10 protein-coding genes are annotated in these 12,579 nt (G+C 70.2%); 2 read left to right on the top strand and 8 right to left on the bottom strand.

Going from position 1 to position 12,579, the window contains the following annotated elements; all coding sequences use genetic code 11:
• Window positions 1-15 precede the first annotated feature (15 nt).
• From AIF0345_RS15830 to AIF0345_RS15820, 3 genes are all read right to left on the bottom strand, one after another.
• Complete coding sequence (locus tag AIF0345_RS15830) at window positions 16-192, bottom strand: helix-turn-helix domain-containing protein (RefSeq protein ID WP_285296678.1); 177 nt, start codon at window positions 190-192, stop codon at window positions 16-18.
• A complete protein-coding gene (locus AIF0345_RS15825; protein ID WP_285296677.1) occupies window positions 156-1,736 on the bottom strand; it encodes an ATP-binding protein in 1,581 nt (526 codons plus the stop codon). Before AIF0345_RS15825 ends, AIF0345_RS15830 begins: the two co-directional genes overlap by 37 nt.
• Before the next feature lie 987 nt (window positions 1,737-2,723).
• Entirely contained in the window at window positions 2,724-3,758 is a 1,035-nt protein-coding gene (locus AIF0345_RS15820) for a carboxylesterase family protein (protein ID WP_285296676.1), read from the bottom strand.
• A 368-nt stretch (window positions 3,759-4,126) separates the two neighbouring features.
• Here AIF0345_RS15820 and AIF0345_RS15815 point away from each other — a divergent pair, with 368 nt between their 5' ends.
• On the top strand, window positions 4,127-6,724 hold the full coding sequence (locus tag AIF0345_RS15815) for a hypothetical protein (RefSeq protein ID WP_285296675.1): 2,598 nt from the start codon (window positions 4,127-4,129) through the stop codon (window positions 6,722-6,724).
• A gap of 167 nt (window positions 6,725-6,891) precedes the next feature.
• Here AIF0345_RS15815 and budA read toward each other — a convergent pair whose 3' ends face one another.
• Window positions 6,892-7,626, bottom strand: a complete 735-nt coding sequence (gene budA / locus AIF0345_RS15810; protein ID WP_043564149.1) for an acetolactate decarboxylase — start codon at window positions 7,624-7,626, stop codon at window positions 6,892-6,894.
• A 517-nt stretch (window positions 7,627-8,143) separates the two neighbouring features.
• Window positions 8,144-8,833, bottom strand: a complete 690-nt coding sequence (locus tag AIF0345_RS15805; RefSeq protein WP_268916878.1) for an AAA family ATPase — start codon at window positions 8,831-8,833, stop codon at window positions 8,144-8,146.
• A gap of 94 nt (window positions 8,834-8,927) precedes the next feature.
• Between AIF0345_RS15805 and AIF0345_RS15800 the strand changes: the two genes are divergently transcribed.
• Window positions 8,928-9,923, top strand: a complete 996-nt coding sequence (locus AIF0345_RS15800) for a hypothetical protein (protein ID WP_285296674.1) — start codon at window positions 8,928-8,930, stop codon at window positions 9,921-9,923.
• 498 nt (window positions 9,924-10,421) lie between these two features.
• Here AIF0345_RS15800 and AIF0345_RS15795 read toward each other — a convergent pair whose 3' ends face one another.
• The 3 genes from AIF0345_RS15795 to AIF0345_RS15785 all read right to left on the bottom strand — a co-directional run bounded on the left by AIF0345_RS15795 (window position 10,422) and on the right by AIF0345_RS15785 (window position 12,506).
• Window positions 10,422-11,678: a hypothetical protein gene (locus tag AIF0345_RS15795; RefSeq protein WP_285296673.1), complete on the bottom strand. Its 1,257-nt coding sequence runs from the start codon at window positions 11,676-11,678 to the stop codon at window positions 10,422-10,424.
• A gap of 164 nt (window positions 11,679-11,842) precedes the next feature.
• The gene (locus AIF0345_RS15790; protein ID WP_285296672.1) at window positions 11,843-12,286 is read right to left on the bottom strand and encodes a TA system VapC family ribonuclease toxin; all 444 of its coding nucleotides are present in this window, start codon (window positions 12,284-12,286) and stop codon (window positions 11,843-11,845) included.
• Window positions 12,273-12,506, bottom strand: a complete 234-nt coding sequence (locus AIF0345_RS15785; RefSeq protein ID WP_043564155.1) for a hypothetical protein — start codon at window positions 12,504-12,506, stop codon at window positions 12,273-12,275. The genes AIF0345_RS15790 and AIF0345_RS15785 overlap by 14 nt, the downstream gene beginning before the upstream one ends.
• Between the last annotated feature and the right edge of the window lie 73 nt (window positions 12,507-12,579).

Genomic DNA, 12,579 nt, shown 5'->3' with positions numbered 1-12,579 from the left:
GATCGTCTGGGCGGCCTACTCGGCGAGCAGGTAGGCGCGGTTGCGGCTGGTGGGCGGCGCCGTCGCGGTCACCAGCCCGTCGCTGATCAGCGCGCGCAGAAGCGGTCGGAGCGCGGTGGGGGACTTGCCCGTCCGCTCGGCGATGTCCTGGATCTTCAGCGGCTTCCGGGTATCACAGACAGGACCGCCCACCTGGCCCCGGTGCCCGCCATGCGCAGCCTGAGGTCGGCGAGTAGGTGGGGGCCGTCGTTCATGCCGACCAGAAGCCCCTCCGCGACGAGCCCGCCGAGGAGGTCGCGCACGTCGTCGGAGTCGAGACCGAGATTTCGCCGCACATCGACGACCCGCACCTTCCCGTCCCTGCGCGCCAGCGCCAGAACGGAGTCCGCCGCGGTGCCCCGCGGCCCGCCGGGAAGGGAGTCGAGCCACGCCCGCACATCGGGGTCGAGAAGGCCGAAGCGGGACAGCTTGACCGTCACGCGGTCGATCGTCGTCGCCTCGTAGTCCGGCGCGGGCAGACCCTGCTGGCGCATGGAGTCGATCATTCGCGGAACACCCGTGCCGGCGGCCTCGGCCACCACACCCCTGCCATAGGGGCGGGGAACGCTGCGCAGAAGGTTCGCAAGGACCTTGTTGCGGGAGACGGGAAGCCCCTCGTCAAGATTGGCAAGGGTCCTGCCTCCGTAGAGGCCGCCGGGGTTCCCGATCTCAACCCGGTCCTGATAGATGTCCACAGCAACCGTCTGCCCCTGAGCGTGCGCGGAGTAGTCGCGGTGCATCACCGCATTCGTGATGGCCTCCCGTAACACGTCTTCTGGAATCTCGAGAACATCTTCCGCCAACGCCCCTCTCGTCATTCGGCGGCGGCGCAGATTTCGTGCCACCGCGGACACGGCGTCCTCCACCATAAGGGGAATAGGGCCGTCGCACACCCGCCGATCGAGGAAGCGCAGGTCGCCCTTCTGGGCCTTCTGGGTGCCGGGATGAACGGAGACGTCCACGACCAGTCGTGGAAGCTCCTGCTGCGGGTACGGGGAAAGCGTGACGTATCCGGCGAAGGTGGGGACGCTGTCGGATGTCAGGACGTTGAGCCGCCTGAGGGCGGCCTCCCGGTCGTCCTCAGCGATATGGTCGAGGATGTGAGAGCCGCTGCTGCGAAGCTCGGTGAGAAGGCGATCCACGTTCCGAGGGTCGAGGTCCTCGAGACTCGTGCCGGTCACCGGCTCACGATCCGTACGGTCCTCGATCCGACGGCTCGCCAGCACGTACACCTCGTAGGAGGACAGGCGGACGTCATGGTCGTCGACGCGCTTGAAGTTGCCGTTCTGAATCCCCATGGCGGTGACATGGCACGGCAAGTCGAGGTCCGGGCGCTCGCGCAGGGAGGGCACGTCGGGGACGACCACGGGGCGGCCGTCCACGGTGGCGCGCTCCGGGTGACAGCCCGGCACGGGGAGCACCTTGGCGCTCCCCTGCGACGAGGTGTCGAGTCCGGTGGTCAGAGCGTTGATCCGCCGGCTGGCAACCGACTCGGTGAACCCCTCGGCCGGCTGGAAGTTCTCGCGCTCGTCGAGTCCGAGGATGACGGTTCCCCCGTCCGTGTTGGCGAAGGCGGAGATGGTGTCCCAGATGCTCTTCGGGAGATCGTGGACGGCGGCCTTCGCCTCCACGAGGGCGTCGTCGCTGCGCTGCCGGCGCATGCGCGCGACGTGGGAGAGCAGGTCGTCGTCGGTCACGACGTCACTGTGCCTCAGTGAGGGCGTCACTTTGTAGAGTGAGAAGCACAGTTTCTACAGTGAGAGCGTCACTCTATAGAGTGAGAGGGCCGATCTCTTCACTGACGGCACCTGTTCTGCCATGAGGGCGTCGGCGAGCACCGGGGCCGGCGAGGCCGGTCGTCCTATTACCCGACGGCGGCAGCCGGGCCGCCCGACGCTGAGACCCGCTGCGATGGTGCGGGCCGGGTCGGGTGAGTGGCGGGCCTCAACGTCAGCGGAGGTACGTTCACGCCCTGGCGCGCCCCGTCCGAGCGCCCGCACGCCCAGCCCGCTCACAGCCTCCGCCCACTTCGCGGTCTCCTTCACCGAGCTCGGTCGTACTCCGGCTCGAGATCGGTTCAAGGGGCTCAGCGGGCACCCGCCGGTGGGCCTCCAGCGGCCGCGCCGGGACTCTCCGAGACCCCAGGAGGCCCCGGGAGGCCGACATCGACCGACACTGCGTCACGCTGCCGAGCGCTCGGCGAGGCCACTGAGCGGGCCCACTGCGCCGAGCACCCCGTCGGCCCGCCGCCTTCTCCGCAGTTCCTCTACCGGAAGAGTCCTCCCTGTTCCCTTTCCGAGACTGTTCGCGTACGGTCGAGAGCATGCCGCATATCCAGATTCACTCTCGTCTCCGCCATAGACACAGTCTCCTGCAGATCCTCCTGACGGCACTCGTCCTGGCCCGCCCGGCCTGGCCGTCCCGCCTGGCCTGGGCGTTCTGAGCGGCGCACCGGGCTGCCCAACGCCTGCGGGCCTCGGGCAGCCGCATGTGACGGCCCAGGTGCGGAGGGATTGCGCAGGGACAATGCTTTCGAGACCCTCCGCAGGGTGCGTGTGGCACGACGTCGGGCCCTCCCGCCCTCGTCGGCCTCCCTGCCATGACCCGAGGCCGGCTCCGGCGGCGAGCGCGAGACGGTGCAACGAGTCCGCGCGCGTGCGGCGGGCCAGACGCAGGCGGTCCGCTCAGGCGCCGCGCTGGGACAGCAGCCAGTTCCGCAGCCCCGTCAGCTTGTAGGCGGGCTCGAAGGAGGCCATGTGCTCCATCGACTGCGGAGTCGGATTCGCTGTCATCACCGTTCCGGCGACGAAGGTGGAGAAGTTGCGCGGCTTCTCCTTGCTGAATAGTGCTTCTGCCTGCTGGAGGAGCACGGAGGGGTCCGCCGTCGCATCCCACTCCTCATCGGCAACCGCGAAATCGACGCCGGCCTGAGTCAGCATGTCCTCGGTGGCGGTCTGGCCCTCCAGGGCCGGTTCGTCCCCACCCGCGACATGGTAGATGAATGTGGACTCGCCCAGACCGGAGAGCTGAGTCGGGTCCCACTGCCCGTCGACGAACATGAGAGCCGTGAACAGGTCGGGCTGCTTACCCGCCAGGACCAGGTGGATCATGCACCCCATGGACTGCCCGGTGCCGTAGACACGGGTGGAATCGATGGCGTACTGGCTCTGCAGCCATGCAACGAAGCGGGCGGTGATATCGAGCCAGTCGGTCGTCGTGTAGCCGTCATGGTCGTCCAGGACCGTCTCGGTGTAGGAGGGCGCCACCACAATGCACGGATTGGCCGCCTGGGTGACGCTGCTCGCCCAGATGAGCGCGCCGTACTGCGATAACGGGGTGGTGGGATCATCGGATACGGTGCTGGCGTCGGCGATGTAGTGCAGCAGCGGGTAGGAGCCGGAGCCGGAGTAGCCCTCGGGCAGGAACACGTTGAAGGTGAGTTCCTTACCGGTATCCGGATCGCTGTACGTTTCCTGAGCGAATTTGCCTTGAACCTCTGCGACGAGCTCATCAAGGGTGGGGACCTCCGGCTGACCCGGTGCGGAGGCCGAGGCGTTTGCGGAAATGAGGGAGTCACCTTCTGCGGTCGCGCTTCCCTCGCCTCCGGAGCCGGGTGAGGAGGCGCGAGAGCATGCGGCAGTCCCGGAAGCCGCGATTCCGATAGAGGTGGCGCCCAGGATGGAGCGGCGCGATACGCGCGCTGATGAGTGACGTGCCATCCCTGCAATATAACCGCGTACGAGCGAGTACCGCGAAGCGCCTCGCTTTTAACAGGTGATTCACACGGAATTCATGCGGTTTTCGTGCACTGGCCGCGCGGTGGCCGAAGAGCTGCGAGGCTCGGGCCGGAGCGCTGAGAATGCGGGTTTCGAATACCGCATGCACGCCTGTCCCGGCTCGAAGCGGACGCCCCGGGCCCCGGGCGGGGATCGGCGGACCAGGTGCTGGCCGGGGATCGGCGGACCGGTGACGAGCGCGGAGGCTTGCGACGTACGGAACCGCGCCGACCGGCCACCGGGCAGGGCCGCCCCCATCCGGTCGTCCTCGAACCGGGTCGCTGCCCACGACTGCTCCGTAACGTGGAGCCATGAGCACCACCACCTCCGACGACGCGCCCCACCCTTACGCCGAGCGCCCCACCGTCGCGGACAACGGCTTCATCCGTCCCAGTGGCACGCCCCTGAGCACCCCCTACCTCGACGGCCCCACCCCGGCCCAGCGGGCCGAGCGCGCCCCGTGGAGGGCCGAGGCCGCCGTCGAGATGCTCTCGACCGCCTTCCTCCACCGCCCCGCCGCCCTCCCCCTCATACGGGAGGTCTACACGCCGCTGATCCTCCTGGCCACGGGCATCCAGATCCTCGCCAGGACGGACGACGACCCCGCCACCGGCTCCCTCCTCCTTCTCATCGCCCTGGTCCCCGTCGCGCTCATCACCCTCTACATCAACTACATGCAGTGGAAGTCCGCCCGTACCCACGTGCGCGCCGCCGTCGCCTGGTCCCGCAGCGCCCCGGCGCCGAGCCATCCCCGGGCCCGCCATGGCGGCTCATGGGAATCCCTGGCCGGGACAGGCCCGCGGGAGGCCGACGACGTCGTCGGTCCCGGCGCCCTGCCCGCCGTCGGCCAGTGGATGCGGACCACGCTGCCCCGCCGTCTGCCCGGGCTGGCGTGGGCGGCCGCAGCCCCCGCGGTCATGACGACCCTCGCCCGGGCCTGCGCCCCCGCCCCCTACCGGGACGCGGTGGGCTCGGCGGGGACGGCGCTCGTAGCCGGCATGGTCGGCGGCGGCCTGATCAGCAACCTCGTGCTGTCGGCGAGGCTGGGGCGCGCCCGCGCCGCCGTCGGGCTGACGGGCCTGGAGACCGGGGCCTGGACCCTCATCCAGCGCTTTACCGACGACCCCGCCGTGCTGCCGGAGGGGGAGGCGGCCGTGCCCCGCACGGGCCCGGTGCGCACCCGGTTCGCCGAGGGTTCCACCCGCCCCAACCGCTCCGGGCTGGTCAACGTCACCCTCCTGGATGCGCGGGCGGCCCTCCTGCCCAAGGCCGCTGACGACATCGCCGGCCCCGGTGCCCCGCAGGCGAGCCCGTACTCGGGCGGCGTCGGCCCCGGTGCGGCCGGAGGCGGCGAGGCGCGGACTAGGCGCGCCCTGGCCGACCTGCTGGAATCGGCGCGCGCCGTCGCCCGTCAGGGCCAGCGTGTCTTCGACGTCGGCATGGTGCTCACCGCCGCCCTCCTGGTCTACGCCGGCGCCAGGCCCTGGGCCACCGGCGACGCGCTCGCCTGGCGGACCGCGCCCATGGTCGTCAGCGCCGCGGCCGCCCTCGCGGGGGTCGCCATCCTCGGTGCCGAGCTGTACGGCATTATCGACGGCGCCACCACCGAACAGCTGCACCTGCGGGCGCTGCGGGCCTGGGCCCGCTCCCGCGGCCACCGCGTCGCCACCGGCTGGGCGGCCCCGGCCTGGGCGCAGGCCGGTCCCGGGCGCTCCCGGCGTCAGCCGGCCCGCACGGGACGGTGGGGGATGGGGCTGTGGGTGCTCATCCTCCTGGTCGCCGGCGTCCTGACTGTCGCGTGGACGGCGGGGGAGACGCCGGCGAGCCTGGGCCGCTCCATCGGCTCCCTGAGCCTGGGCACCCTGCGCTCCTGGGGGCTGGGCGACATCGAGCTCGGCCTGCTGTGCGTCGTCGGCCTGAGCGCCTGGGTGCTCACTGTGGCGGGGCGCCTGCGCTGGGGGCGGCAGATCCGGGGCCTGGAGGAGGCGCTCCTGGCCGGCGGCGTGGCCCGCGTCGGCCTGGACGGGCGCGTCGTCGTCAACGAGGGCGAGGCCCCGGTGTCAGCCCTCCCCGGGGCGGGGCGGGGCTCGACAGCGATCCTGGAGGTGCCCGACGACGCCCTCGTGGCGGGCCCGTGGGCCTGGGCGCGGGACGCTTCCGCCACCCGGTCGGGAAGTGCGACGCCGTGGGAGTGCGGGGTGGCGGTCGAGCGGCTCAGCCACCTGGCGGCCGAGCGCCGGCGCAGCTCCCGGGGCGGGTGGATGCCCCTTCATGCTGGCCTGCTGCTCCTCGTCGTGGCCGTCGCCCGGCTCGGGGCGGGCCGGGGGTGGATCCTCGGTGTCCTCGCGGCGGTGCTGGGCGGGGTCATGGTGGTCAGCGGGACGCTCTCCGCCCTGCGGGATATCGCCTACGACGCCCGGGTGAGGCGCGCTCTGCTGTCCTGGGCGGGAGAGGCGCGCGGCCCCTGGGCCTGGCCAGAGGCCCGCGGGCGGGACAGCGGGGGCGCGCTCGCGGCCTGGTGGGCCGTTGACGGGGCGATCAAGCCGGCGTCGTTTCTCGTGATCATGGGGGAGACGGCGGTCCTGTGGTGGCTGCTCGCCCCGGCGGGCGGCGCGCCGGCCCTTCCCGGGGCGGCCGTCCTGGCCCTGCCGCTGCTGACGTGGCTCATCAGCCTGGTCAGGCTCGCCCCTCTGGCGGTGGGCGCGCGCCGCGCCCGGGCGGCGGTCGGCCTGCCGGGGCTGTGGCAGGTCCAGGACTGTGTCAGCGCGGGCGAGTACGGCACGACGACGGTTCCCGGCTGGCGGACGCTCGGCGCGCCCGTTCCTGTGGCTGCCGACGCGTTCGTCCCCGCAGCGCCCGGCATGCCCGCCTCCGTGGAGGCCGGCGGCCACTGGGGACGGGGGCGGTGACGACCAGCGCGCGGCCCGGCGGCGGGCCCGGAGGGGGCTGCCGCTGGGGCGCGAATGGACTGCAGAGCGTGTTTCGGACATCCTTGACAACTGTGTTTCGGGATGTCCGAGAAACACCAGGCAGTCCAGACACCAGCCCCACCACATCCCGAACGGCACAGCTCCGCTCAGTGGTGCTCGACCCGGCGGATCTCCTCGCTCAGGTCCTCGCTCAGATCCGCCGCCCCGAACTCCTCGGTCAGCGGCAGCCTCAGACGGAAGTCGGTGCCCAGGCAGAGCTCGGCGACGCCCCGGGTCAACTCGAAGTCCACGAGGTGCCCGCCCCAGGCGCGGTTCTCGTCAATGACATGGGCGTGGCAGCCGGCCACGGAGATCCCCTGCTCGTACAGGGGCGTGCGGAATCCCGCCACAGTCCCCTCGAAGTCCTCGCGGCGCACGACCTCCTCGCCGTCGGTGGCCTCGACCATCGGCCGGTAGGGCCTCTTCTGCTTGACCACGGTCCGCGCGCTCGCCCACGCGAAGCGGCCCGTCACCCGCAGCGCGTACATGTAGTTCGAGCTCGGCACGAGGCCGTCGATAATCTCGGAGAACTCCGCGCGGCTGAGCCCGCCGCCCACCTCCTGGCGGATGGCCGGCACGAAGTTCGTCACGACGGCGTACGGCGTGCGCTCGCCCAGGTCCGGCACGCTCACCGAGCCGTCGCCGCGCAGCCGGTAGCAGGTGCCGCCCAGGATCACCATCTCACCGTCGAGCCCGTTGAAGGTGCCGATCCCGAAGGAGCCGTGCCCGAGCAGCTCGGCCAGCGTCATCTCGTCGTCGTAGACGCCCTGGGCCAGGGCGGTGATGAGGCTGGTCTGGAAGATCTGGTGGCGGGTGACGGTGTGCGGCTGCGAGTACGTCATGGTGCCAGGGTAGGGGGACGACGGCGGAGCCGCGCTGGCCCGCCCGCGGGCCGCGGCGGCCCGGTTGCACATGGGAGAGACGCGCGATCGGGTGACCGAGGCCGATTTTCATTGGAATCTCGGGGTTTCACCGCGCGCGTCAACACTGGTTGCCGGGCTCCCATGTGCGCGCAGGGGGGTCTGCGCACATGGGAGCCGACTGCCGGCCACCGGGTGGATCGCTCTTTCCGCGGGATTCCGCGGAAATCCGCTGGCGGTGCCGGGGTGCTGGGTTTCTCCCATGTGCAGCCCGCCCATGACGCCATGAGCGCGCGGAGACCTGGCGCCGATTCGCCCCATCTCGACAGGCCCTCGCAGATCGGGATCCGCGCGAGCCCGCCCCATGCCGTTTACCGCGGCTCACGCCGTCGTTCCACCGCCCCGGGGCCGCCGCCCGCTCGGCCCAGGCGCCCGCCGCGGCCCCGAGGCGGGCGGTCCGTCCGACGTCGGGGGACGCGAGGGCGGCCCCGGCGCCGCGCTACCGGACGATCCGCCACACCTCGTCGCAGCGGTCCCGGCAGGCGGACACGAGCCGGGCGTTGGGCAGGTCGACGGCGCGCACCCAGTGACCGGCGTCGGCCCGGTGCCGGCCGAAGGACATGTGCCGGGCCACCAGGCGCCGGATGAGCTCCTCCTCGTCCACCTCCAGCATGACGAGCAGGTCGATCCGCTCCCGGACGCCCTCCCAGCCCAGCGAGTCCAGCGCCAGGTAGTTGCCCTCGGTGACGACGATCCCGCGGCCCGCCACCCGCGTGCCCGCCGCCACCGGCTCGTGCAGGTCGCGGCGGTACACCGGTGCCAGGACCTCGCGGGGCTCGCCGTCGGGGCCCACCCGGCGCACCCGCTCCAGGATCGCCAGGTAGCCGTCGACGTCGAAGGTGTCCGGCGCGCCCTTGCGCCCATGGCGGCCGAGCTCGTCGAGGACTGCGTTGGACATGTGGAAGCCGTCCATGGGCACGATTCCCGCCAGCAGCCCCCGCTCGCCGAGCGCCGTCTCCAGGGCGGCTGCGAGCGTGGACTTTCCCGACCCCGGCGCACCGGTGATGCCGACGACGGCTCGGCCCGGCTCGGCCCGCTCCGCCAGCCGCCTCGCGGTATCGACCAGTCCGGCCAGGAGGACGGGGGCCTTGCCGGTGAATTGCGGGGGAGTGCTCGGATCGCCATTCATGCCCCCATTGTCTCGTCTGACGGCTGGCTGTGAGGGGGCCAACGGGGAAGCCTCCCCGTAGAGACCTCGGGGCGGCGCCGATAGGTTCTCCACCATGGTTCCTGTCGCACGTTCCTCCTTGCCCACCCGCAGAGCCCTCCTGGCCGGCTCCGCCCTGGGGCTTCTCTGCGGCGCCTCGGGGTGCGCGCTCACCAGCTCGGACTACCGTGCTCTCAAGAGCTACTTCTCCGGCCAGGACATCGTGGAGAAGTCAGAGGTGAGTTACAGTCTCGGCGAGGACGCGCCGAGCTTCATCGAGGTTCACCTGCGAGTCAAGGACGACACCTCGATAGACGCCTTCGTCGGCATGCTCCGAGGTGCGGCTCGCAAGGTGGGGAAGAAGGCCGATGTCAGGATATGGGTCTCCTGGTGCTACAGCGGCACCCTGATCGATTACAATACCGACAGCATTGGTCTCTGGGATCGTGAGGACTGGGACAAGTCTCACGATCAGGGCCTGCTCGAGTGGGCGATGGAGATCGCACAGGGGAGCGCCCAGATTGTCGATGTTCCTTCGATGAGGATCCTGTACGAGGCTCAGGACGAGTTGCCAGACGATTTCGTGCTCAGCGCGCAGGAGCTCGATCGGGAGCGCGTTGAGTTCCAGAGCAGCATCTCCTTGCCGGGCTGGGACATCGGCGTTCAGGCCACGAGCGACGACGACCTGTCTGATTTTCCCCTGGAGAGGATTCTCTCCTCCGTTCCCGCTCCCAGTTCGCAGGGACTGAGACACCGCCTGGAAGTGGACACGTACTGGAACACCCATGACGGTCCCTATCTCAATATCGGATACCGTCGCTCCGACGACGATGGTCTGGCCCCCATCGGCAAGGGCTTGGGGAACGGGCGCGACCTCGCCGCCGAGCTCATCCGGGCGATCCGAGGCGCTCCCGTGATCGAGAGGGTCTCGATCAGCCTCGAGGACCCGACCGGGCCCCATTACCCGGAAGCGGAGTCCCTCTATGTGTCCATGTCGGACGGCGTCATCAGCGGGCCGACGTACGACACCGACGACTACAGCCGCCGGCTCCTTACGGAGATCCTGGGCTGAGGCGGGGACCCGCTCGCTTGGCCCCGGGCGGTCCGATGATCACGCCGCCGGCGGCTCCGGCCGGAGCGTCTGCGATCGTCCAACGGTCGTTTGTCGCCCGCCCGCGCCACCTGCGAAGCCGCCGGCCGCGCCCTGCGAGCGGCAGGAGCACCGTGGCGCCCGACGAGAACGCGGGCACCGGATCCTCAGTCCGGCCTCCTGGGAGATGGGGCGGTCACTTGCGGTGTCTGCCGGCCCGATGGGAGCGGGGCGGCGAGCCGTCGCCGGGAGATTGCGATGAGTTCTCCGATCTCCGCCAGGCCTCTTCTGCCGTGTCGGCAGCGGTCATCCTGTTCCGCCGCCGACGCCTCGCCATCTGCCACTCCGGATACATGAAACGCGGCAACGGAAACGGGATCAGGCCCAAGGCCGCCACCGCCAAGCACGCGAGCGAACCTGGGGCGAAAATCCACATCAGCGGGCCGTCGCCATTGACCAGCAGGGCCCCTCCGCCGAAAGTCATGAACCCTCCGACGGCGGGCTGGATGAGCGCAACGGTATTGCGGCCCAGGTTGAAGGCCTCCGACAGCATGTCGCGGCACCAACCGGTCCGCCGACACATGCGCCAATCGCAGCGCCCGCCTGGGCGCCGGCCCAGCCGCCGGCGGCGGAGGCGGCGCCCTTCGTCGCTGCCCGGGCCACCTTCTCTCCCTGGCCCATCGACGGGTCCTTCGAGTCCTTCTGCCACTGCTCGTAGGCATCGACACCGAAGCTCACCGCGGTGCCCGCGCGGCCTGCGTATTTCAGTGCCTTACTGTCTGCAACTTTCTGCGCCGCGTTTGCGACCTTGGCCCCTGTGGATCCCTCGGCCGAAGCGGGCACCCTCCAGTTCCCGAGCTTGCGATCACTGAGCGCATGCTTCCACTGCCGCGTTCCCCTGCCACCGGCCTGGGTCATCGTCGGCTTCTTGCTCCTGGCCCATCTACTGGCGTGTCTTCCCTGGTCGGCTGAGCGCCATGTCATCGTCTTGTAGTTGTAGCGAGCAACATCCGCGCCACTCGCTCTCAGCCCGGCGGCCCGCGTCAGCTCAACGGCGTCTCCGATACGGCTGACGCCCCATTTGCCGACACGTGCCGCCGCGATCGGGCCGCCGCCTTCGGTCGAGGGAATAAAATAGCCGCCCGCTGCGCCCGCCACGGTACGGTAAATCGGATTAGTGATCTTCAGGCAGGCGTCCGCAAAGGCTTGACGGGCCTCAGCCTCTCGGCTGCGGATGTCGTCGGTGTCGGTCTGCAGAGTAGTATACAGAATGATTTTCTGCTGCTTTTCATCGCTTTCCCCGCCACCAACCTCGGTGCCGCTACAGCTGCTCCCGGGGTGAGGCGAAGAACCGCCGCCTGGGCTGTCCCCGGAAGAAGAGCAGGAATCTGTCGGACGAATAATGGTCTCCCCGACGAGCTCCAGTCCTCCCTCGGTGGCTCTGCTGCGGATCCCCTCCAGATCCGTCTTGATGGCACTCAGGGCCCATGAGAGGTTGTCCAGCGCGGCCCTGTAGCTCTTCAGATCCGATACCAGATCCTCGCATGTGGTGACATAATCGTCGAGCGCCCGGTGGGCGGCGTCCGCCGACTCGCCCTCCAGGTCGCCGGCAATGATTTTGCGCGCGCTAATCAGGTCATCCTCGGCGCTGTCAACATTCGTCTTGATATCGCCGACCGTCTCCGCCGACGTCGCGATGTCGGACGGCGTCGCATCCAGACGAGTATCGATTGACATGATTGCCGACCTCTCACTCGTCGCGTCACTGCTCGTCGCTCGTCGTGGATTAAGGCAATGTCGAGTCTACCACTCGATCACGCCCAGGTCACGGGCACCCGGCCCGCTCCGGCGCTTGACCGCGCGCGGCTCGCATCCGCATGCCTCGCCGTCGTCCTCATGTGTCACACCTCGATGAGCTCGACGTGCCGGCGGTCGCCCGCGACCAGGGCGTCGGGGATGCGCCCGTCGATGGTGGCGAGAACGGCACTGTGCCGCGCCGCGAGATCGACAAGATGAAGGTTCGTCACCTGTCGGAACCCGACGAGTCCTGTCATGTCGATGAGGGGCTCCGCCAGGGGCGCGTCGTCGGCCAGGAACTCGTGCCCCTCGACCCGGCACAGCTGCGCGAGCCCCTCACGAGCCCGGCCGGCGGCGACGGGAAAACCCGTCACCTTCGGATTGAGCAGGAGGCGGATGTACGCGGACTGCGTGATCGAGCAGGTCGCCCAGCGCGCAACGCCGTCGAACCACCTGGACACCAGCCCGTGGTGCACATGGTTCGGCAGGGACAGCGCGATCAGAGCATTGACGTCGAGGAGCCGCAGCGGGGCGTCACTCCTCGCCATCGCGATACCTCTCCACCGTCTCCGGCGTCACCACCGGTGCGGATTCGCCGGCCCGCGGCGTGAAGAGCGGCACGCCCCGCCTGCTCGCAGCCCAGGTCCCCCCGCCAGCGCCCCGGAGGGCGAGGTCCGAGACGGCCCTGCCCAGCGAGACTCCCTCGCGGCGCGCCCGCTCGCGCGCAACTGCGAGGACCCTGTCGTCGATCTCGAGTGTGGTGCGCATGCAAATATCATCGCATCACAACATCACCGCATCAATCGGTTCGTCGCGGGAACCGGGCGCGCCGGGGCCCACC

The sequence above is a fragment of the Actinomyces israelii genome, from assembly GCF_030253495.1.
Lineage (GTDB): Bacteria > Actinomycetota > Actinomycetes > Actinomycetales > Actinomycetaceae > Actinomyces > Actinomyces israelii.
The sequence above is the reverse complement of the archived record's forward strand: the minus strand, read 5'-3'. Positions and strand labels throughout refer to the sequence as shown.

Coding starts and splice junctions, on each gene's coding strand:
- AIF0345_RS15800 (WP_285296674.1), top strand. CDS start 8,928: ATGGTTCCTGTCGCACGTTCCTCCTTGCCCACCCGCAGAGCCCTCCTG.
- AIF0345_RS15790 (WP_285296672.1), bottom strand. CDS start 12,286: ATGGCGAGGAGTGACGCCCCGCTGCGGCTCCTCGACGTCAATGCTCTG.
- AIF0345_RS15815 (WP_285296675.1), top strand. CDS start 4,127: ATGAGCACCACCACCTCCGACGACGCGCCCCACCCTTACGCCGAGCGC.
- AIF0345_RS15785 (WP_043564155.1), bottom strand. CDS start 12,506: ATGCGCACCACACTCGAGATCGACGACAGGGTCCTCGCAGTTGCGCGC.
- AIF0345_RS15795 (WP_285296673.1), bottom strand. CDS start 11,678: ATGTCAATCGATACTCGTCTGGATGCGACGCCGTCCGACATCGCGACG.
- AIF0345_RS15820 (WP_285296676.1), bottom strand. CDS start 3,758: ATGGCACGTCACTCATCAGCGCGCGTATCGCGCCGCTCCATCCTGGGC.
- AIF0345_RS15805 (WP_268916878.1), bottom strand. CDS start 8,833: ATGAATGGCGATCCGAGCACTCCCCCGCAATTCACCGGCAAGGCCCCC.
- budA (WP_043564149.1), bottom strand. CDS start 7,626: ATGACGTACTCGCAGCCGCACACCGTCACCCGCCACCAGATCTTCCAG.